This is a genomic window from Paraburkholderia sp. (assembly GCF_049581445.1).
GTDB lineage: Bacteria > Pseudomonadota > Gammaproteobacteria > Burkholderiales > Burkholderiaceae > Paraburkholderia.
In genome coordinates this window covers 1-19,946 of the sequence record NZ_JBAURZ010000153.1, presented here as the reverse complement: position 1 = coordinate 19,946, position 19,946 = coordinate 1, and the positions used below count along the sequence as shown (strand labels likewise).

18 protein-coding genes and 1 riboswitch are annotated in these 19,946 nt (G+C 59.4%); of the genes, 9 read left to right on the top strand and 9 right to left on the bottom strand.

What is annotated here, in order from left to right:
* Window positions 1-21: 21 nt before the first annotated feature.
* The gene (locus tag WCA85_RS14450; protein WP_424064931.1) at window positions 22-423 is read right to left on the bottom strand and encodes a hypothetical protein; all 402 of its coding nucleotides are present in this window, start codon (window positions 421-423) and stop codon (window positions 22-24) included.
* A 325-nt stretch (window positions 424-748) separates the two neighbouring features.
* On the opposite strand from WCA85_RS14450, the gene WCA85_RS14445 reads away from it, so the two are divergent.
* Together WCA85_RS14445 and WCA85_RS14440 are read left to right on the top strand one after the other, a co-directional pair.
* Entirely contained in the window at window positions 749-1,411 is a 663-nt protein-coding gene (locus WCA85_RS14445; RefSeq protein ID WP_424064930.1) for a response regulator, read from the top strand.
* Window positions 1,408-2,736, top strand: coding sequence for an ATP-binding protein (locus WCA85_RS14440; protein ID WP_424064928.1), 1,329 nt, complete (start codon window positions 1,408-1,410; stop codon window positions 2,734-2,736). The genes WCA85_RS14445 and WCA85_RS14440 overlap by 4 nt, the downstream gene beginning before the upstream one ends.
* 46 nt (window positions 2,737-2,782) lie before the next feature.
* Here WCA85_RS14440 and WCA85_RS14435 read toward each other — a convergent pair whose 3' ends face one another.
* The 4 genes from WCA85_RS14435 to WCA85_RS14420 form a co-directional block, all read right to left on the bottom strand.
* On the bottom strand, window positions 2,783-3,061 hold the full coding sequence (locus WCA85_RS14435; RefSeq protein ID WP_424064926.1) for a DUF4148 domain-containing protein: 279 nt from the start codon (window positions 3,059-3,061) through the stop codon (window positions 2,783-2,785).
* A gap of 266 nt (window positions 3,062-3,327) precedes the next feature.
* Window positions 3,328-4,986 carry a hypothetical protein gene (locus tag WCA85_RS14430; protein ID WP_424064944.1) on the bottom strand — a complete coding sequence of 553 codons (1,659 nt, stop codon included), beginning with the start codon at window positions 4,984-4,986 and terminating at the stop codon, window positions 3,328-3,330.
* A gap of 172 nt (window positions 4,987-5,158) precedes the next feature.
* Window positions 5,159-6,196 carry a 2-dehydropantoate 2-reductase gene (locus tag WCA85_RS14425; protein ID WP_424064925.1) on the bottom strand — a complete coding sequence of 346 codons (1,038 nt, stop codon included), beginning with the start codon at window positions 6,194-6,196 and terminating at the stop codon, window positions 5,159-5,161.
* Window positions 6,197-6,324: 128 nt separating this feature from the next.
* Window positions 6,325-7,092 (bottom strand): class II aldolase/adducin family protein, encoded by a 768-nt coding sequence (locus WCA85_RS14420; protein WP_424064923.1) that lies wholly within the window; start codon window positions 7,090-7,092, stop codon window positions 6,325-6,327.
* A 190-nt stretch (window positions 7,093-7,282) separates the two neighbouring features.
* Between WCA85_RS14420 and WCA85_RS14415 the strand changes: the two genes are divergently transcribed.
* Window positions 7,283-7,987: a Crp/Fnr family transcriptional regulator gene (locus WCA85_RS14415; protein WP_424064922.1), complete on the top strand. Its 705-nt coding sequence runs from the start codon at window positions 7,283-7,285 to the stop codon at window positions 7,985-7,987.
* A gap of 80 nt (window positions 7,988-8,067) precedes the next feature.
* Here the strand turns inward: WCA85_RS14415 and WCA85_RS14410 are convergent, their stop codons facing one another.
* Both WCA85_RS14410 and WCA85_RS14405 read right to left on the bottom strand, forming a co-directional pair.
* A complete protein-coding gene (locus WCA85_RS14410) occupies window positions 8,068-9,291 on the bottom strand; it encodes a DUF3443 domain-containing protein (RefSeq protein ID WP_424064920.1) in 1,224 nt (407 codons plus the stop codon).
* Between the two features lie 11 nt (window positions 9,292-9,302).
* Window positions 9,303-9,785 carry a DUF2844 domain-containing protein gene (locus tag WCA85_RS14405; RefSeq protein WP_424064918.1) on the bottom strand — a complete coding sequence of 161 codons (483 nt, stop codon included), beginning with the start codon at window positions 9,783-9,785 and terminating at the stop codon, window positions 9,303-9,305.
* A 275-nt stretch (window positions 9,786-10,060) separates the two neighbouring features.
* Window positions 10,061-10,257: riboswitch (cobalamin riboswitch) on the top strand.
* Window positions 10,258-10,494: 237 nt separating this feature from the next.
* On the opposite strand from WCA85_RS14405, the gene WCA85_RS14400 reads away from it, so the two are divergent.
* A complete protein-coding gene (locus WCA85_RS14400; RefSeq protein ID WP_424064917.1) occupies window positions 10,495-12,426 on the top strand; it encodes a TonB-dependent receptor domain-containing protein in 1,932 nt (643 codons plus the stop codon).
* A gap of 18 nt (window positions 12,427-12,444) precedes the next feature.
* On the opposite strand, the gene WCA85_RS14395 is transcribed toward WCA85_RS14400, so the two are convergent.
* Window positions 12,445-13,008: a histidine phosphatase family protein gene (locus tag WCA85_RS14395; RefSeq protein ID WP_424064915.1), complete on the bottom strand. Its 564-nt coding sequence runs from the start codon at window positions 13,006-13,008 to the stop codon at window positions 12,445-12,447.
* Between the two features lie 225 nt (window positions 13,009-13,233).
* Between WCA85_RS14395 and bfr the strand changes: the two genes are divergently transcribed.
* Window positions 13,234-13,710 (top strand): bacterioferritin, encoded by a 477-nt coding sequence (gene bfr, locus WCA85_RS14390; protein ID WP_424064943.1) that lies wholly within the window; start codon window positions 13,234-13,236, stop codon window positions 13,708-13,710.
* Here bfr and WCA85_RS14385 read toward each other — a convergent pair.
* Window positions 13,680-15,242 carry a class I adenylate-forming enzyme family protein gene (locus WCA85_RS14385; RefSeq protein WP_424064913.1) on the bottom strand — a complete coding sequence of 521 codons (1,563 nt, stop codon included), beginning with the start codon at window positions 15,240-15,242 and terminating at the stop codon, window positions 13,680-13,682. The genes bfr and WCA85_RS14385 overlap by 31 nt on opposite strands.
* 735 nt (window positions 15,243-15,977) lie before the next feature.
* Here WCA85_RS14385 and WCA85_RS14380 point away from each other — a divergent pair.
* The 4 genes from WCA85_RS14380 to WCA85_RS14365 form a co-directional block, all read left to right on the top strand.
* On the top strand, window positions 15,978-17,222 hold the full coding sequence (locus WCA85_RS14380) for a branched-chain amino acid ABC transporter substrate-binding protein (protein ID WP_424064911.1): 1,245 nt from the start codon (window positions 15,978-15,980) through the stop codon (window positions 17,220-17,222).
* 108 nt (window positions 17,223-17,330) lie between these two features.
* Entirely contained in the window at window positions 17,331-18,278 is a 948-nt protein-coding gene (locus WCA85_RS14375) for a branched-chain amino acid ABC transporter permease (RefSeq protein ID WP_424064909.1), read from the top strand.
* A gap of 15 nt (window positions 18,279-18,293) precedes the next feature.
* Window positions 18,294-19,604 carry a branched-chain amino acid ABC transporter permease gene (locus WCA85_RS14370; RefSeq protein ID WP_424064942.1) on the top strand — a complete coding sequence of 437 codons (1,311 nt, stop codon included), beginning with the start codon at window positions 18,294-18,296 and terminating at the stop codon, window positions 19,602-19,604.
* Window positions 19,601-19,946: ATP-binding cassette domain-containing protein (locus tag WCA85_RS14365; RefSeq protein ID WP_424064907.1), on the top strand; the 346-nt coding region annotated here is incomplete at its 3' end. The genes WCA85_RS14370 and WCA85_RS14365, both read left to right, overlap by 4 nt.

Here is a 19,946-nt window from a genome sequence, read left to right as displayed (position 1 = left end):
CGCGGCTTAACGCATTCCCATTCATGCGTGCGCGGCGACTTCGACAGATCTGCGATTGAAGCGAAGATGCAGAATAACGAGCGCGCGTAACGGACAAGCCTGCGATACGGCAATGCTCCGAGCGTTCGCTGCGCTGACAGTAGCCTGGTTATGCAGCACGGCAGAGCGAAACGCGGCACGAGCGGCGTATCGGGTCGCCAGCACTGCGGTCACAATTGCGATCACAACGCTCGCACGAAACACACGTGACAAGAAGACGCTTTCCGAAACGTCAAACAGGTCGAGGGAAGCCAGTACTGGAATTTCGATCGACGCGGCGGCAAGCGATGCTGTGATCAGATAGGCGCGCACCATCAACACGGTGGATGAATTCATGGCGCAAGCCGTCGAAACGAACGACCATACCTTCGAAATAGCTTTCATGTGCCTTTCCGCTTTTTAACCTTCCACTCAAGCGGTGACGCAGGATGCGGCGCAGCGCGCATTTCCGTGTATGAGGGGTGAGTCGATCCTACCGACCTGAACCTGATGGCAGCCTTAAGCGGCGTGGTGGGATCTTTTCAGATTCCTTTCGTCATCGGCAGTTTCAGCAGTACGGAAGCAACACGAAATACGGTGTACGTCCCGGCGTGCTGAGGCTGCAGGACCGGGATGTGACTCTCGTAAGAGGCGGCTTAACTGACGCTTAAGGAGCCATTAAGCAGGTTCGGGTGACAATGTGCACACCTGAAATGCGGAGACAGCGGCCATGCGCCTGCTATTGGTGGAAGACGACGAGATGATTGCCGAGACCGTGCTCGAATCGATGCGCCGCGCTGGCTATGCGATCGACTGGGCACAGGATGGTCGTGAAGCGGAGTTGTCGCTGGGCAACGGCGTCTATGATCTCGTGCTGCTGGACCTTGGGCTGCCCAAAAGGGATGGCATCGAAGTGCTGAACAGCTATCGCAGGGCCGGGGGTGATGCGGCAGTCATCGTTCTGACGGCGCGTGACGCGGTGGACGCCCGCATCCGCGGGCTCGATGCAGGTGCCGACGATTACCTGATCAAACCGTTCGATCTCGACGAACTTGCCGCGCGCATACGCGCATTGCTGCGCCGGCGTACCGGCCAGAAGCATCCGGTATTCACGCACGGTGAACTCACGCTCAACCCGGCTGCGCACGAGGCCACCAAAAACGGCGAGCTCCTGCCGCTCGTGCCGCGCGAGTTCGCTCTGCTACAAGCGTTGATCGACGAACCGACCCGCGTGTTCACCAAGGTCGAGCTGGAAGAGAAACTCTACGGATGGGGCGAAGAAGTGGGCAGCAACACGATTGAAGTCCACGTGCATAGCTTGCGGCGCAAGATCGGCGCAGAGCAGATCGTTACCGTGCGCGGCGTGGGCTATCGCCTGAAGAGGTGTGAATGATCTCAATCCGGCGCTGGCTCCTGGGTTGGCTGATCTTTGGTCTTGCTGCTGCATCGACGATTGCCGGTTACGCGATTTTCCACACGGCACGCGAGGAAGCGAGCGAACTGTTTGACTACGAGTTGCGCACGGTGGCGCTGTCGTTACCGTCGAATCTCCAGAGCGCGCTGACTGCCGAGCAACCGAGTCCCGACTTTGCAGGGATCGCAGACGACCTGATTGTCATTGAGATCTGGGATCGCACGGGCACGCCCGTCTATCATTCGCTTAAAGCGCCTCTGCTGGAGCGCTATGACGCGGGTATCCGCACCGTTGAGCGTGATGGGTATCGCTGGCGAATCTTCGGGCTGCAACAGCGGGACCGTTTTGTTCAGGTGGCGCAACCGTTTTCGGTACGCGAAGACCTGGCGAGGCATCTCGCTCTGCGTACGTTATGGCCGCTGTGGGTGGTGGTGCCCGCAATGATCGCGCTGGTGCTGCTGGTGGTGGCGCGAGGACTGGCACCGATACGTGGCCTGTCGCGCAGCTTGTCCACCCGTTCGATCGATTCGCTCGAACCGCTGCGGCTGGACGACAACGTGCCGGTCGAGATCCGTCCACTGCTCGAGGCGCTCAATGACCTGCTGGAGAGGTTGAATGTCGCGTCGCAGGCACAACGCACTTTTGTGGCGGACGCCGCGCATGAGTTGCGCTCGCCACTCGCCGCGCTAAAGCTGCAACTACAAGCGGCTTCCCGCGATGGCTCGCTGAAAGCTGAAGGGAAAACGCTTGAACGTGTCGAAGGGCGGTTGAACCGGGTCATTCATCTGGTGCAGCAACTGCTGACGTTGGCGCGCGAGGACGCGTCGCCGGCGACCTTGATGAAGCCCGTTAGCCTGCGCCGACTGGGCGAGCAGGCTGTGGGCGACTTTTCGTTGCTGGCGGAAGCGAAACGGATCGACCTCGGTCTGGAATGCGCTGCGCCTTCTACGCCGGATGATGCCTATACGGTTCTTGCCGAGCGGAACAGTCTTGGCGTGTTGCTCAATAACCTGATCGACAATGCGATACGGCACACACCCGAAGGCGGCAAGGTCGACGTGATCCTGAAGCGGACGCTCACTGATGGCGTCGGGTTCGAAGTGGTAGACAGCGGCCCAGGCATCCCCGAACGCGAACTCGAGCGGGTGCTCGACCGCTTCTATCGTGGCGAAAGCGTGCAAGGGCAGGGTAGCGGTTTGGGGCTCGCAATCGCATCGCGCATCGCGCAACGCCATCAGGTCAAGCTGACGCTGCGCAACAACGAGGGCAGTAACGGACTGTCGGCGTCGGTGATGGGGCTATGAGCCCACCTTTGGCACAGTGCAGATTTCAATTCGTTATGCTGAACTATCAGCTGCGGGTGCCGCAATCGTGCCGGTATTCGGTCCTCAGCTTTCGCTCTGCTGAGCGCAGTTCACGAGGGTAATAAACGTCATTGGCTCCTGGATCGTATCCGACGGCCTCAAGCTCAGCCAGTTCCTGCTGCAGTTGAGCATGAGTGACTTCACCAACCGGTTGTTTGAACGGGTAATCGTTGCATTGCTGAGGGGTCAGTCGCGGCGCAGCAAGCGCGGTGGTGGCAGTTGCCAGAAGGAATGCCGACGCGACGGCGTTAAGTTTAAGGTTCATGATGCCTCCGGGTACGTTCAGGTGGATTGCAACCCTGGTCGTTGTTCAATGCCTGGAATGAAATACGACTTTCACCCTTGATTGAGGTTGCAAGCGCATATGCTCAGGATATGTCGCTGCCCGAAAAGCTGAAGGTCATGAACATTAAGATTGCTTCATCAGTTTTCGCGTTTGCGGAACTGTTGAAAGCGAGCAGGAGGGGATGCACAGGGCGGCGGCGGTGCGCAACAGGCCGCCCCGCAATTCACACGCTACCCGCGTCTATATCATTGGGCGCTGGAGTTGAGTAAAACCATACCATGTATGTTTCCGAGCGCTTGCTGCCAGCCTTCGCTGTTCTGTTCCGCCTGGTTGTTGGCGAACAAAGGCTTCAGCGGCGCAAGCAGATCTCGCGACCGGGAAGAATTCGACGGCGTGGTGACATCGGATATCAGTTTGCCTAACGCGTACTTGGATTGCTCCAGGGATTGACTGGAGGACTGGCTCACCGACGCGTCAATCAGCTTGCCGTCTTGTGTCGAAATGTTTGCCGCACTAGTCTCGTCGTCGCTGATCTGAACGTAGTTGTAGTTTTGGCTCGACAGCGACTTTCCGAGGACCGGTGTCCCGGTTCCGTTCAGATCCTGGTGATAACTCGCGCTCAGATGTGAATGCTGTTGCTGGGAAATCTGGCCGTCCTCCTGGTTGCCATCAGTGCTGGTGGTTTGCGATACCTGATAAGAAAAATTATCTGTTTGATCAGGGAGCAGCGGATTTGACGACGCTGGCGTATCGGTTATTGACGCATTGAAGTCGGCGAGGCCGGTCAACATGGCATGATCCGACTGTGCAAGCCACGGCGCGTAGGTCGTTCCCGGAAGCTGCTGAGACGGCGTTCCATAGTTGCTGTTCATCTGCGTGAACGCGTCTTTGAACATGGACATCATCTCGGCGTTACCGTGCCCTTCGGCGGAGGCATTGTCGAACTGCGTCAGATAACTTGCGATGGCCTGGCTGCGTTGCGCGTCGGAGCCCCAGAGTGCGGAATCGCTGGTGTTGACGGAGACTTTCATCGTGCCGGTCGCTCCCGAGAGGCTCAGCGTTCTGGTGGCACTGCTGGTCGAATAACTGGCCGACAGGTCGTTTGACCCATCACCTGTCACATTGACTTGTAGATTCACCGACGACAATACCGACGGATCGTACTGTGTCAGACCGCTCAGATTCACCGAAGGCGGTTGGGTGCTGAAGCCGTTGATGGCATCCTGAAAGCCGTCGGCCATTTTGGCTATTGCGTTGCGCTCCGCGACGCTAAGGTTCCCGCTACTGTGCACACTGACGGAAAGCTGACTGTTCTCACCGGTCTCGCTGTCCAGATCGATTTCGACCTTGACGCCACTCGCTGTCTCAACAGTCAGTTTCACATCGGCTTGCGGACCTTGTGTGGACGGTAAGGTCAAACCGGACGCGCTCGTTGAAGAGACATTGACCGACTGCGTGAAATCGCTACCGGTGGTCTTGAAACGATCCAGCACCTCGCTGCCCAGTCCATAGAACTGACCGGTGAACGATTGCGACATGTAGTCGCCCATCATTCTGGTGGTCACCGAATCGGAACTATTGGTGGCCCAGGTCACGGTCGGGGCCGCGCTTGCGAGCGTGCCGTCCGCCGTGTACGTCTCGAGCGACTCGAAGTAGTCTGCCGACGGGATGGTGACGATCGTCGACGGGGACGGCGTGATCGCCTCCTGTGCAGCAGCGCTGCTTGCTGAGGCCGGGTTGTTCGCTGCGTTCGAGGACTGGGTAACCGTCGAGGCGGCGGCTAACGTCACTAGAGATAACGTTGTCATGGCGCGGGCATCTTGTTCTTTTAATGGAGAGGGACGAGGCTGTACGCGCGACATCCGCTTGATCGCTTGATCAAGCGCTATATCGGCAACCCTCACCAAATCTTTACGCGCCTTACATAAAATTACGCCGGCCGTGGCTTATGAGAGCGTTGAAACCGAGCCCAGCGCCCACTCATCAATCAGTTTCCCGCAACGGTTTGCCCACACACTGGGATAGCGCGTCGCCCCGTCATTGGCTATACCGGCGGCGTACCAGCGATCGACCTGATCAGGTTACTAATCGAGCGGCCCGTTCGTCGCACGTCCGCACCTCGGCGAGCAGCGCTTCGCCCGACCACGAAGGACGTACCTCGCTTCGCTCGGCGTCCCGCACGAGTTCGCAAAGCCGTTGGTTTACCGGCGCCGTTTGCCCAAGGCGTTGAGCGAGGCGCACCACTTCGCCGTTGATCCAGTCGATTTCCGTGGTGCGCCCCGCCGCCAGGTCGTCGGACATCGAAGAGCGAGCAAGCGGATCGATCGTCAGCATCGTGCGCCCCACGCGTTCGAACAACGCATCCGGCAGGCCGAGAACTCGCGGTATCCAGGTGGCCGGAAGCGGCGTCACGCGAGCCGGTCGTATGTTGGCTTGCTTCAGAAGCGCGAGCGCTTCTCTCTGCGCCATGCCGAGGCACATCCGGTAAGCGCGTTGCGAGAGTTCCTCTTTCAACGGCCGGTTTGCTAGCGCGTTGATCGCGTTGTTCAGATTGAGCAACAGCTTCGCCCACTGCACCGGCAACATATCAACGTGCTGGATCAGCGGGAGCCCCGCTTTCCTGAACTCCTCGGCGAACGGCTGCATGGCCGGCGTGTGCCGGATCTCCAGTTCGCCCGCTGACCCTTGGTGAAATGCGCCAGGGGCACGTTCGACGACATTGAATGGCACCATGCCCTCCAGCACCGTGTTGTTTGGCAGGGCGGCGCGCAACACGTCCGCGTTGCCAATACCGTTCTGAAAGCTCACGACGATCGTGCCGGGGCGCAGCACTTTCGCCAGTTCGGCTGCGGCCGAAGGTGTCGCGGCTGACTTGACCGTCACAATCACGAGATCGGCTGCGGCGGCAGTGGGCGCTTCCGTCGATACGTCGATCCGCTCGGGCGGTACGGACCAGCGACGATCGTTGTACTGCGATAGCGTAATGCCTTGACTGCGCAACTGGTCCGCGATGCGTGCACGGCCAATAAAGCTGACGTCGCTTCCTCCGGCGAGAAGTCGTCCGCCGACATAGCAGCCAATAGAACCCGCGCCGTAGATACAGATCTTTGCCATACCGTCTCTCAAGTGTCTATCCAATGACAGCCGCGATGCGTTGCTTCGGCAAACGCGGTCTATGTGGCCTACGCCGCTCACTCCGTTCGCTCGACACAGGGTGTCGTGCAACGTGCGAACGGCCAGTGCTAGTCAGCGTATCCGGGGTTACGGCGGTCGAGCCGGCGCAGCAACCCGGGCCACACCAGCGCACCCAGCGTGACGCCCCGCGTGGCCTTGCCAATCTGCTCCTTGATGCCGTCGAGAATCGGCTGGGCGATGGGTATAAGCTTCCCGCCGCCGGCTTGAGCGCGGACCTGAATCATGCAGGCGGCTTCAAAAAAGTACATGGCGGCGAAGGCGTCCGCGGACGAAGCGCCGACTGTCAGCAGACCGTGATTGCGCAGCATCAGATAAGTGTTGCTACCAAGGTCCTGAACGAGACGAGGCTTCTCGGCTTCATTGAGCGCAATGCCCTCATAGTCGTGGTAGCCGAGCGACGCCAGCACGCCGACCGACTGCTGGGAGAGCGGCAGCAACCCCGCCTCCTGGGCAGACACAGCCGCGCCGTTGACCGAGTGCGTGTGCATCACGCAAAGCGCGTCGTCGCGCGCCGCATGCACAGCACTATGAATGGTGAAGCCGGCCGGATTGACGTCATACGGCGATTCGGAAACCTTGCGGCCGTCGAGGTCGATCTTGACCAGCGACGACGCCGTGATTTCGTCGAACATCAGGCCGTACGGGTTGATCAGGAAATGGTGTTCGGGGCCGGGCACGCGCGCCGAGATATGGGTAAACACCAAGTCGTCCCAGCCGAACAGCGCAGTCAGGCGGTACGCTGCGGCGAGATTGACTCGCGCTTCCCATTCGGCGGGCGATACGTCGTTCTTCAGACTGACATGAGATGAAGTCACGCTGGCACTCCTTTTTGATGATTCAGGCAATGGAATAACCGGAGACGACGCCGTGTGAAATCGCGCATTCGGCCTTTGCCACGCTGCGCGTGTGCCAGGAGCCAAAGTCATGGCGTCGTCTGATGCAAGTCCCCATGATCTTCGCAAACCCGCCTAAAATCTGTCCGATACCCGACAGGTCGACGCGCCAATGGAATCCAGCCTGCATCGCTACCGGTCGCAACTCGAAACGACCTCGTGGTTCCGGGGCCTGCCCGTCGAGTTGCGGGACTATATGATCAGCCATGCCAACCTGCTTACGCTGGAAAAGGGCCAATCCCTGTATCGGCGTGGCGAACAGTCTGATGGCCTGTATGCCGTGCTAGGCGGCGCGCTCGCTATCGGCACAGTCGGGCTGGATGGGAAGGAGGCGTTGCTCGCGGTGCTCGGACCCACGGCATGGATCGGGGAAATCTCGCTGTTCGACGGGTTGCCGCGTCCGCATGACGCCACCGCCGTCAGCAGGACGCTTTTGCTGCACGTGTCCGAGTCCGCGCTGCAAGACCTGCTCGATTCCACGCCTCGCTATTGGCGCGATTTTGCGTTGCTGATGGCGCAACGGCTTCGGGTTTCGTTCGAGAATAGCGAAGCCATAGCGCTGTTGCCGGCAGCACAGCGGGTAGCGAATCGTTTGCTGATGATCGCGGGAGGTTACGGCGGCCTCAATGCCACGCAGAGCAGGATAAGGTTGTCGCAAGACAGCCTTGCTTCAATGGTGTCACTGTCGCGGCAGACCACTAACCAGTTGCTCAGGAGCCTTGAGAATCAACAGATAGTGAGCCTGAAATCCGGCGAAATCGCGATTCTCGATTTCGACCGATTGCGCGCGGCCAGTCTCGGTGATCCAGATCCGTGACTGGCACACGGCTTCATGGTGCGGCCAACGCCTGCCAAAAGGGCAGGGCGAAGGCCGCACAAGCGGTAGGTACTGAGGGACTAGAACGCGTAGTACGGGCCAGTGCCGCCAGGGGTGGACTTGCCGTCGATCGCGGTATAGATCGTGCGCCCGTAGAAGAACGGCAGGCCCCAATCGAAGTAACTGGAACTGTAGCCGCCCAGCGCGCTCATGGCGTACGCACCGCCGCTGGCCATCGTAGTGAAATTCCCGATGCTGAAGTTCAGCGACGTGTTGTTTCCATTTGCGCCAGTCATGACCGCAGACAGGGCCGTGTTTGAGAGCGGACAGTAGAAAGTAGAACTGCCGCTACACTGGGTGATGCTCGGGTCTTCAAAGAACAAGGCGTTAGAGCCGCTATCGATGAACGAGGTGGAGTAGGTGACGCCCTTGTACTGCGTACTCAAACTGTCCGTATAGACCGTGGCCGATCCCAGTCCGTTGTCGGTCTGGGTGCCGATGCCGAACGTGAGGGTGCCAGTTAGGCTCTGCGAGCCGCTCGTGGGCACGGCGGGTAATTGAACCAGTACCCCGTTGTTGTCAGTTGAGAACATGCTCACTGGGTTGGTAACCTGGTCAGCCAGCGCGACAGTGGTGGGCACACACGAGATAGCGGAAGTGCAGCCGAAGTAGGCGGGCGAGGTAGGGTAGGTGTTGACCACGCAGCCTGGTCCGCAATCCACGCTTTCCAGCCCGACGCCGAGGATGCCGTTTGATCCAAGAGCCTGTGCCGTGTTGAGATCCCCGACGCCCTGATTGGTGCAGTCCGCAGGCGATGTGCCCACGGTTGGGTCAGCGATGATCTGCACCGGCGCACTCGAGGCGACTTCTCCCGCTAGCTTGATGTCAGCCGTGGCGACGCTCCCATACGTTGTGCCGGTGCCGAAGGCCGCGCAGGTTGCCAGCGTTCCACCGGCCGCGGCCGAGACCTTGGGCAAGGGGAGGGTGACGGCTGACGCCATCAGCCGCAGACCGTACGATCCCGTATCGACCAGGACGTTATCGATTGTCTGGCAATTCGACGTACCGGGGACGCAGATGGTCACCGATGCGCTAAGCGAGTTCGCGATACGGTAGGCGTTAGGCCCGACGCTGACGCTCATCGTGTTCTGCACCGGGGTCGCGGGTGTCGATGAAACCGGCGCGCTGGGCGTGCCGCTTGACGACGCCGAGGTGCTCGTATCGCTGGAGCTGCCGCCCCCGCCGCCACATGCAGCGAGCGCCACGCTCAGGCACCACACTGCCGCGATCGCAAATTTACGCATGAGAGGGTTCCTTACTGGATATCGTGTGCGGTGACGCCGGCGGGAAGTGCGGCGGGAAGGTAGGCCTGGCCAACGTAATTACCCATATGGCCCGCAGAGTTCATGACGAAATCTGATGTGCTGACACTCACGGGGCCAATGCCGGCGTGAGCCTCGCGAAAAGCCTTCACACTGGTGTTTGCCTCAGTGCCGTAGGAACCTAGCAATTGCTGCAGATTCGGCATGGCGGGGCCTTGCCAGGCCACCCCGAATACGACGCCTGACGGCGCGACGTATTCACGCACGACTGTCCCGCGCGGCAGCGTCATCTCGTGAACCGTGTAGCCGGCACTCGTGTGAGTGACCCGGGTCGCCATCATCCGCACCTGATCATTCGCAACAGTGGTGCTCGACTCACCCAGCGCTGCGTGCGCAACCGTGATGGCCGACAGGCCAAGCACGCTGCAAAGCGCTGCGGTCTTCAGCGCTCTGCCCAAATGGTTCTTTATTTTCATGTTGGTATGGTTTGTCACTTCTACGACTGCAGCAGGCGGCCGCAGGCGCGACAGGCGCGATATGCGCGATATGCGCCCGTCCCCTGTACATCGGAAAGATTTGGGAATTATTGAGGGGAAGCGGAGCTTTTTTATGCCCGCGTCTATCGGTTCCCTGATCGCATGGCCAATGGTCGCGCGCATCAGACCCTGCCCACGGGTAGTTCTATTAGAAAGCTTTTTGTCAGGTAAACCTAAACGATTGCCATACTGATTGACGGCAACCATCACGCATAGGTACATTGCCGCCTGATGGTTCCCCTAACCGGGATTAAAAGGGAACGCAGTGAGAGCGTTAGCGCTCGAGGCTGCGGCTGCCCCCGCAACTGTAAGCGGCGAGTCCGCGCCACTCATGACCACTGGATAACCCGGGAAGGTCGGCGCGAGACAGCGACCCGCGAGCCAGGAGACCTGCCATCGATCGAAGGTCTGCGCAGCCGTATCGGGCGGGGTGTCCCGATGCGCCAGGCACCGCGCATGCGGTCGCCCGTTGCAACGACAGCCCGAACCTCAGGATCTGTCATGTCCACCGTTATTTTGCAAAGCGCTGCCCCGCAGGGAGCATTGCGCCGCCGTGTCATCCCCATTTACACCGTTCTCACCGTCTTCAACGTCGGCGCCTGGATCTGAGACCTGGCTTAGCGCCTATAACAACGAGGACACCTCCACCATGAAGTTTCGCCATTTCATCATCACCTCAGCCCTGACGGTCTCCGCGTGGCAGATTGCCCAAGCTGCCGACGACTCGTCGCTGCCGCAGCCGGAACAACTTCCGGCGACAACCACGCTGCCGAATATTATCGTCACCGGCGATACGCAACACCTGCCGCAATCGTTCGACAAACGATACGCATCGACTCAGGTTCTCACCCGTGAGGATCTGGACCGTCTCTCGCCGATTGATCCCAGTATCACGCAGGCCCTCGCCACATTGCCCGGCGTCACGATTTCGCAAACCGGTGGCCCCGGTACTTCTGCATCAGTCAGTATCCGTGGTTCATCAGCCGAACAGGTTGCCGTCTTTATCGATGGTATCCGGGTAGGCTCTTCGACCACGGGAGAAGCCGAGTGGGCCGATTTGCCGACCTCCGCGTTCGATCGCGTCGAGGTGATCTCGGGTCCGGCGGCTGCCTCGTTCGGTGCCGATGCCGTGGGTGGCGTGGTCCAGCTCTTCACGAACCATGCATCGAACCAACCTAACCAGACCACTGTTTCGACGGGAGGTGGTTCGAACAAAACCTTCGACACGCAGATCCGCACGTCAGGCAGTGTTCCGTCAACGGGCCCGCTTGCTGCGTTGTCCGGACTGACCTATTCGCTCGGCCTGCATGACTACAACACCGCTGGCATCGATGCCACTGAGCCGTGGGCCTATGCTCACGAGGATGGCCGCAACCCATACCATGCGCAAAACGTGGATGCACGCCTCGGCTACGCGCACGATAACTGGTCGATCTCCACCTTCGCGCTCTATCACAAGTCCGATCTCTCTTACGACAACCTGGGTGGCGACGACCGTCAACTCGATCACCAGTTGACGACGGGCATCGCGTTTCATCTGGATATCACGCCGTTCACGCAGTTCGACCAGTCGGTCGGCTATGCGAATGACCGTCAGTTCCTTTACTCGAACGATCCAACGATTCCGACCGACGAGATCGATTCAACCCGCTTCAGCACGTCGACTTCATTGACCCATCAGGAGCACGGGCTGACACTCTTTAGTCTGCCGCTGTCTGGAGAGTCCAAGCTGGCCTACGACTTCAGCCGTGAGCAGGCTTTCCTGCCGATCGACATTCCCACGGGCGTGCCGACACGCAACGACTCCGCTGTCTCGCTCCATCAATCGGTCACGCTGGGTGCGTTCACGATGTTCCTCGCGGGCCGTCACGAGATCGTCGAAGGGCAGTCGGTCAATACCGGCAACGTAGCCCTGTCGTATGAGATCACGCCGATTTACACCGCACGCCTTTCATACGGCAACGCGTTCCGCCTGCCGACTTTCAACGATCTGTACTACCCGGGTTACGCGAATCCGAATCTGCTGCCCGAACGCAGCGACTCGGTCGAGGCAGCGCTCGATGCGACGACGTCGTTCGGCACGTTCACGGCCGCTGTGTACGATACCCGCGTTCACGATCTCATCACGTACAACTCGGCAACCTTTCTGCCGCAGAACGTGGGCCAGGCGCGTATCCAGGGCCTCGACCTTTCGTACAAGGGGACAATCGGCAACTCGACGCCGGTCAGTCTGGCGGTTGGCATCCTGAATCCGCAGGACGTCACGGACCAGACATGGCTTAACCGTCGACCGCGTCAGACAGTGAGCCTGAGCGTCGATCACACGTGGGACGAGTTCCACCTGCACGCACTCAGCACTGGGGTCACGCTGCTTTACGGCGGCTCAACCTTCGACGATCAACTCAACACGATCTATCTCCCGTCATATACAACGGTGGGCTTGCGTGCCGCATACCAGATTAATTCGCATCTGATGTTGTCCGCGTCGCTGTCGAACCTGTTTAACCGACAGTACGTCACGGCTTACGGATACAACTCGTTGGGTCGCACCGCATTCGGGAAGATCGCTTATACATTCTGATGGCGTTCTGATAGCCGGTTATGAGCGCGCCGGCCACCACACCCATCCGCGCATCGAATGCCGTAACTCGATCGCGGAAAGCGGTGCGATCTCGACACGATTGAACGACGTGGCTGGCGCATTCAAGGCATAGAGGACGGCGGCGCGAATCACCGAGGCATGGCTTACTGCGACGATATTTGCGGAGCCATCCAAGTTGTCGAGCCATTGGCTAACCCGCGAGAGAACCTGGCTAAACGACTCGCCGCCGCGAGGCAGCGCTTGTGGATTGCGGGTCCACGCGGTCAGTTCGGCCGGCGCCTCTGCGGCGATGTCCGCGAGGACCCGGCCACTCCATTGACCGTAGTCGGTATCAGCGAGTTCGGGTGAAATTTGCGCCGCAAGGCCGAGCGCGTTGGCTGTATCGAGCGCGCACGCTGCCGGACTACTGAGCGCTTGCGCGTCTGCGCTTATCGCCAGTCGTTCTCGTGACGCAACGGCCTCGGCGATGCCGACCGAGTCGAGCGGCTCGTCTGCAGGAAACGCGCCTTGGCGAATCGACGGCGTAGCCGCGTGACTGATCAGGATCAGACGTCCTTTCATCTTTCCTCTTAAGAAATGAAAGTGCCGTCATCGAGGGCGGCTCAACGATTGGCGCAGCGAAGTGTTCTCGGAAGTCTAGTGCATAAAATATTGGGCAGAAACGGTGTCGATTCTCATTCGCTGAATCGCTTTCCGGATGGACTATGCTGGACTGACAATCGCGCGTGAGCGACGGGAAGCGTGCGCGTCGTGCGCCTGATGGCTGTCACCTATAAGGGAGGCTATATGCAAGCAGACCCGAAGGTTCTGGAATACCTGAATTCGCAATTGAAGAATGAACTGACAGCTATCAATCAGTATTTTTTACACGCCCGGATGTACGGGCACTGGGGCCTGAAGGGCCTTGAGAAACACGAGTACGACGAATCAATTGGCGAGATGAAGCACGCCGATCTGCTGATCGAGCGCATCTTTATGCTGGACGGGTTGCCCAATCTGCAGGATTTACACAAGCTGCTGATTGGCGAGGAAACCCGAGAGATCCTTGAGTGCGATCTCAAACTCGAACGGATCTCCCAATCTACCTGCAAAGAAGGAATCGCATACTGCGAAACTGTTCGGGATTTCATCTCACGCGAGATACTCGTGCATATTCTCGACCAGACCGAAGAACATATCGACTGGCTCGAGACGAATCTGGAACTGATCGATAAGGTTGGACTCGAGAACTATCAACAGTCGGGCATGGATTCGCTGAGCTGAGTACGCAATTCGCGTTTCAGCACCTTGCCGATCGGACTGCGCGGCAATGCATCAATAAATTTCAGCGTGGAGAGTCGCTGCATCTTGCCCAAACGGCTGTTGACCACGGCTAGCAGCGCGTCTTCATCAAGCGTGGCTTCTGGGCGCCGCACGACGAAAGCCACGGGCGTCTCGCCCCATTGCTCCGATGGCACGCCAATCACCGCTGCATCCGCGATATCCGGGTGCGCGCGCAGTTCGGCCTCCAGATCGCTCGGGTACACGTTGAAGCCGCCCGAAATGATCATGTCTTTCTTGCGATCGAGCAGTGTGAGAAAACCGTCTGCGTCGAACCGCCCCATATCGCCGGTGCGGATGAAGCGCTTGCCGCTCGGATCGAACCATTCCGCTTCGGCGGTCTTCTCGGGTTGCCGGTAGTAGCCGGTCATCATCGCCGGCGAATGACCGACGATCTCGCCGACCTCACCTTGCGCGACCTCCTTGCCCTGTTCATCGATCAGGCGGACATCGTGTCCTTCCACGGGCGTGCCAACCGTGTGCAGCTTGTGGGGGAAGGCGTGCGCTTCCAGTTGGCATGAGCCGCCGCCTTCGGTCATGCCGTAGTACTCGGTAAGCTTGCCGGGCCAGCGCCGCACGACATCCGCCTTTACGCTCGCCGCAAATGGCGCACTGGTACAGAATTTGGCCTGAAAACTGGACAGGTCGTAACGGTCGAAGTCGGGGTGCGCCATCAACCTCTGATACTGAACTGGCACGAGCATCGTATGCGTCGCGCGATATTGCTGCGCGAGTGTCAGGTAACGCGTGGTATCGAACTTCGGCATCAGCACGACCGTGCCGCCGAACGTGAGCGTTGGCATGAAGCTGACGAGGGTGGTGTTCGAGTACAACGGGGTCGAGATCAGCGTCGTGGCATGCGGTCCATAGCCACGTTCGATGCTGCGCTGCGCATAAGCCCAGCGCATACCATGCGACTGCACGATGCCTTTCGGCGTGCCGGTGGTGCCGGATGAATAGATGATGTTGAATGGCCAGGCGGGTTGGATCGTCACTGACTCGGGCACTGCACTCTCTGGCGCGACCCATGTCTGTAGCGCGATGCTGCCCGGGTGCCCGTCAAGGGCAATCATCGTAGTGCTGATCTCGTCGGCCACCGGTTCGAGCAGGTGCTTGACCTCCGCATCAAGAAACAGCAGCCGCGCGCCCGAATTGTTGATCATGCTGACGAGGCTTGCGGCGCTCGACGATGGCGCAAGTGGCGCAACTACCGCGCCCGCCCGCAGGCCACCGAGAAACGCCACCACGTACTCGACCGATGCCCCCGCGCACAATGCCATCGCATCGCGCGGCTTGAGGCCGTCACGTTGTAGTGCGGCCGCGAACCGATCCACTTTCGCGTGCAGTTCAGCGTAAGTGACAACCTTACCGTCGCAGATCAAGGCGGCGTGGTCTGCGCGCTCGGTGGCGAAGCGGCGGAGCATGTCGGTGATGCAGACGAATGGTTCGTCCAGCAACGCGTCGAGCCATGTCATTTGCACTGGTCTCCGCAGATTCGATTGTCGCCGCTCGTTGCGCCAGGCGACGTCAGCTTGCTATGCGTTTCCAATGCGTCTTTCACAGACATTACAGCGCTCCTCGATGTTGTTCTGTAGTGCAGACGTCCACTCCGGTTTGTTCAGCGATCATACGTGCGAGGCTTCGCGCTGTAAATAAACGCACGCTCATTCACTTTTTGATTTGCCTTGATACGTGCGGCCGCAAGATGGACGGTGGACTTCGCGATAGGTGTTTTCCCGGCTAACATCTGTCAGAGACGCTATTTGCGCGGTTTCCCCGTTGACACGCCACGAACGGTCGTGCGAAATTGCGTGTGCATTCCATGGGCAAGCATGCGATCAATGAGCCCTTCGCGACGCTGGCGTCGTCGCGCAATGAGGCATCATCCAGCCGGGTAATCTGATTGAAGGCCACGCGATCCATTCGATCGTCTTGCATCGCTTGTCAGCTACAGAACCGAACCCGCGGCATCGCGCCATGTCACATGCATGACAGGCCGTTAGCCCCACACTGATAGACGCGCGTTACTTCGTCAATTGAAGCGATTTCAGTTGGCATGGAGATACGAAGCATGTCGGCCAGCCGTTTTCTCTCTTTCATTTACCGCAACAACGCCGCCCGCCAGCCTGCTGTGCGCACTCGATTCGCCTTCGTTTATCGTTAGTTATCCGTAGCAGAAAGCCGATTACAAAATCGTAGGAGACAACTGAATGAAAAAGATGCGTTCCTTGTGGGCTGGCGCAACCATGTTCATGGCGCTAGCTGCCGGTGCCGCCTCGGCGGAAACAGTGAGAATTGCGTACATCGATACGCTTTCTGGCTTGATGGGTTCGTTAGGTAAGAATGAACTGAAAAGCTGGCAATACGTTGCCGACCTCGCCAACCAGCAGGACTGGAGTGGTGGGCCAAAATTCGAAATGGTCCCGTTCGACAACAAGCTCTCGCCCCAGCAGAGTCTTACGCTTCTGAATGAGGCCGCCGATCAGGGGATTCGCTATATTACTCAGGGTAACGGTTCTTCGGTGGGCCTCGCGCTAGAAGACGCGGTATCCAAGTACAACGCGCGCAATCCCGGCAAGGAAATCATCTACCTGAATTTTGCCGCAGTGGATCCGGCCATGACCAATAGCAAATGCGACTATTGGCACTTTCGCCTCGACGCGAACTCCGACATGAAGATGGAAGCGTTGACCACCTTTCTCGCCAAGGATCCTAACGTCAAGAAGGTCTACCTGATCGATCAGGACTATTCCTTCGGCCATGATGTGTCCCGAGCCGCGCAGGAATACCTCAAACGCAAGCGCCCGGACATCCAGATCGTGGGCGACGATTTTCACCCGCTGGCGCAGGTGAAAGACTTTTCGCCTTATGCCAGCAAGATCAAGGCGTCAGGCGCGGATACGGTGATTACGGGTAACTGGGGCAGCGATCTGGCGCTGCTGATCAAGGCGAGCAAGGACGCGGGCGTGACCGCTAATTACTATACCTACTACGCGGCCACGACCGGCGTGCCGACGGCGATGGGTGCGGCCGGTGCGGGGCACGTCAGGTACGTCGGCTATCTGGGGCCGAACACCAAGGGTAATCCGCCGGAAGCCGATCAGGTATTCGACGGCTTCAAGAAGAAATACGACGACGATTTCTTCGAGATGGCCGCTTATACTGGCATCGCGATGCTGAGCAAAGCTTTCAAGGAAACCAAATCTACTGATCCGGTGAAGGTGGCGAAGGCGCTTGAGGGCATCAAGGTCCAAAGCCTGAACGGCACCGTTGAGATGCGTGCTTCCGACCATCAGGCGGAGCAGCCCCTCGTTATCGCGACCTGGGTCAAAGCGGATGGCAAGGACGTCAAGTACGACCAGGAGAAGACCGGCTATGGCTGGCGCACCGATGCCGTGCTGGACGCTTCATCGGCAGTCCAGCCGACTACTTGCCAGATGAAGCGGCCGAACTAGGCGCCGGTGCTCTCGACCGGATGAAGGAGCGGCGGTGCGCCGAAGCCGCGCTCCGTCGTCCGGTTCGCGCTTACCCGATGCCGGCGCAAGATGTGAGGAACATAGTCCGTGGAATTTTTCGTGATCTCGTTGTTGAACGGCATCAGCTATGGGTTGCTGCTGTTCCTGCTGTCTTCCGGACTTACGCTGATCTTTAGCATGATGGGTGTGCTTAATTTTGCCCACGCCAGCTTCTACATGCTGGGTGCCTATTTTGCCTATGCGATCGCCAGCAAGATTGGCTTCTGGCCGGCGCTTGTTCTAGCGCCGCTGCTGGTCGTGATCGTCGGGGCGCTGGTCGAACGTTTCGGCTTGCGCACCGTACACAAGTACGGGCATGTGGCTGAACTGCTGTTTACGTTTGGTCTTGCTTACCTGATCGAAGAGGCGGTCAAGCTGGTCTGGGGTCAGTCCGCGGTGCCTTACCGGATTCCGCAGGAACTGGATGGTCCCTTGTTCCAGGTCTTTTCGTCAGTGTTTCCCAAGTATCGCGCCTTCATGATGCTGGTGTCGGTGTTGATGCTCGTGGCGATGTACGTCGTACTCACCCGCACCCGCATCGGGCTCGTCATACAGGCTGCGCTGACGCATCCACAGATGGTCGAGGCGCTCGGCCACAACGTGCAAAGGGTGTTTATGATGGTGTTCGCCGGCGGCGCCGCGCTCGCGGGTCTGGCGGGTGTGATCGGCGGCAATGCCTTTGTTACTTCGCCGTCGATGGCCGCTTCGGTCGGTACCATTGTGTTCGTCGTCGCCGTGGTGGGCGGCATGGGGTCGCTAGCGGGGGCGTTCATTGCCTCGCTGCTGATCGGGCTACTGCAGACCTTTGCCGTTACGATTGACGCCTCGCTCGCCGACCTGTTCGGCATAATTGGTCTGCATGTGACGAGTGCCACGCCGCTGTCGTCGGTGTGGAAGCTCAGCGTGTCGCAAATGGCGCCGGTGCTGCCCTATCTTCTGATGGTGGTGATGATGATTGTGCGCCCACGCGGTCTCATGGGAACCCGGGAAGGCTAGATCATGAAACCGACTATGCGGCATAGCTACGAGCATGCAATGGCCCCAAGCCGTTCTGCTTCCCCACCCCGTCATCTCGCACGCTATCTGATCTGGGGATTCACCGCCCTCGTGATGATAGTGGCGCCGCTGATCTTCTCCAGCGGCTTCGCGATCACCCTGTTATCGCAGATGGGGATCATGATCATCTTCGCGCTGTCGTACAACATGCTGCTTGGTCAGTCCGGCATGTTGTCCTTCGGCCATGCTGTCTATTCGGGCATGGGCGCGTTCATCGCCGTGCATGTGCTCAACCAGATCGACGCCGGCGCGGTGTGGATGCCTGTCTCGTTGTTGCCGCTGGTGGGCGGCCTGGGTGGCGCGTTCTTCGGCGTGCTCTTCGGCTATGTGACCACCCGCAAGGCGGGCACCACGTTCGCCATGATCACGCTGGGCATCGGTGAAATGGTGTTCGCCAGTTCGCTGATGTTCCCCGACTTCTTCGGCGGTGAGGGCGGTGTCTCGACCAACCGCGTGGTCGGTAACGCGGTGCTCGGCATTACGTATGGCCCTGGGCGTCAGGTGTATTACCTGATCGCTGTGTGGTGCCTGCTGTCGATGGTCGCAATGTACGCATGGACGCAGACCCCTTTGGGCCGTATCGCCAATGCCGTGCGCGACAACGCCGAGCGGGCCGAATTCGTCGGTTACAACACCCAGCGCGTACGTTACCTGGTGGTGATCCTGTCGGCCTTTTTCGCGGGAATTTCCGGTGGACTGTCGGTTATCAACTTTGAAATCGTGTCGGCGGAAAATGTGGGTGCGGTGCATTCCGGCAGCGTGTTGCTGGCGACGTTCATCGGCGGCGGGGGTTTCTTCTTCGGACCCGTCATTGGCGCCGTGGTGTTCGTGCTGTTTGCCGTGGCGCTATCCAGCCTCACGCAGGCGTGGCTGCTCTATCTGGGGCTCTTCTTCGTGCTGATGGTGATGTTCGTGCCAGGCGGCATGTCCAGCCTGCTGATGAAGCAGGCGCCGCTGCTGGCCAAACGCAAACTGGGTCGCATGCTGCCGTCTTACGCGGTTGCATTGGGCGCGGGCCTGATCCTGCTGGCCGCGTTGATCTTGACCGTGGAACTGACCTACAAGCTGCAGATCGACAGCGACAACGGCACCAGCATGACCCTGCTTGGCATCGGCTTCGATGCGGCATCGTTCAAGCCATGGGCGGTTGCTGTAGCGCTGTGGCTCGCCGGGGCGCTGGCCTGGCGCGTGGCAGTGGCGCGAGTGCATCAGACGTGGGACGCAATCCAGACGGAAATGGCAGCAACGGCAGGAGGCGGGCGATGACGGCGGCACTGGAGTTGAACGAGGTCTGCAAGAAGTTCGGCCAGACGGAGATCATTCGCGGGGTCAACCTCAGCATTCCTAAGGGCGAGCGCCATGCGCTGATCGGCCCCAACGGCGCAGGCAAGTCGACCACCTTCAACCTGATTTCGGGGCGTTGCGAGCCGACTTCCGGTTCGGTCAAGCTCAACGGTACCGAGATCGGCGGCCTTAAGCCTTTCGTGATCAATCGCATGGGGCTCTCGCGTAGCTTCCAGATCACGAACATTTTCCACCGGCTCTCCGTGTTCGAGAACTTGCGCTGTGCGGTGCTGTGGTCGCTCGGCTACAAGTACTCGTTCTGGC

Bases quoted from the DNA above. Each gene is read 5' to 3' on its own strand.
- WCA85_RS14450 (WP_424064931.1), bottom strand. From the start codon at position 423: ATGAAAGCTATTTCGAAGGTATGGTCGTTCGTTTCGACGGCTTGCGCC.
- WCA85_RS14445 (WP_424064930.1), top strand. From the start codon at position 749: ATGCGCCTGCTATTGGTGGAAGACGACGAGATGATTGCCGAGACCGTG.
- WCA85_RS14440 (WP_424064928.1), top strand. From the start codon at position 1,408: ATGATCTCAATCCGGCGCTGGCTCCTGGGTTGGCTGATCTTTGGTCTT.
- WCA85_RS14435 (WP_424064926.1), bottom strand. From the start codon at position 3,061: ATGAACCTTAAACTTAACGCCGTCGCGTCGGCATTCCTTCTGGCAACT.
- WCA85_RS14425 (WP_424064925.1), bottom strand. From the start codon at position 6,196: ATGGCAAAGATCTGTATCTACGGCGCGGGTTCTATTGGCTGCTATGTC.
- WCA85_RS14415 (WP_424064922.1), top strand. From the start codon at position 7,283: ATGGAATCCAGCCTGCATCGCTACCGGTCGCAACTCGAAACGACCTCG.
- WCA85_RS14410 (WP_424064920.1), bottom strand. From the start codon at position 9,291: ATGCGTAAATTTGCGATCGCGGCAGTGTGGTGCCTGAGCGTGGCGCTC.
- WCA85_RS14405 (WP_424064918.1), bottom strand. From the start codon at position 9,785: ATGAAAATAAAGAACCATTTGGGCAGAGCGCTGAAGACCGCAGCGCTT.
- WCA85_RS14400 (WP_424064917.1), top strand. From the start codon at position 10,495: ATGAAGTTTCGCCATTTCATCATCACCTCAGCCCTGACGGTCTCCGCG.
- WCA85_RS14395 (WP_424064915.1), bottom strand. From the start codon at position 13,008: ATGAAAGGACGTCTGATCCTGATCAGTCACGCGGCTACGCCGTCGATT.
- bfr (WP_424064943.1), top strand. From the start codon at position 13,234: ATGCAAGCAGACCCGAAGGTTCTGGAATACCTGAATTCGCAATTGAAG.
- WCA85_RS14385 (WP_424064913.1), bottom strand. From the start codon at position 15,242: ATGACATGGCTCGACGCGTTGCTGGACGAACCATTCGTCTGCATCACC.
- WCA85_RS14380 (WP_424064911.1), top strand. From the start codon at position 15,978: ATGAAAAAGATGCGTTCCTTGTGGGCTGGCGCAACCATGTTCATGGCG.
- WCA85_RS14370 (WP_424064942.1), top strand. From the start codon at position 18,294: ATGCGGCATAGCTACGAGCATGCAATGGCCCCAAGCCGTTCTGCTTCC.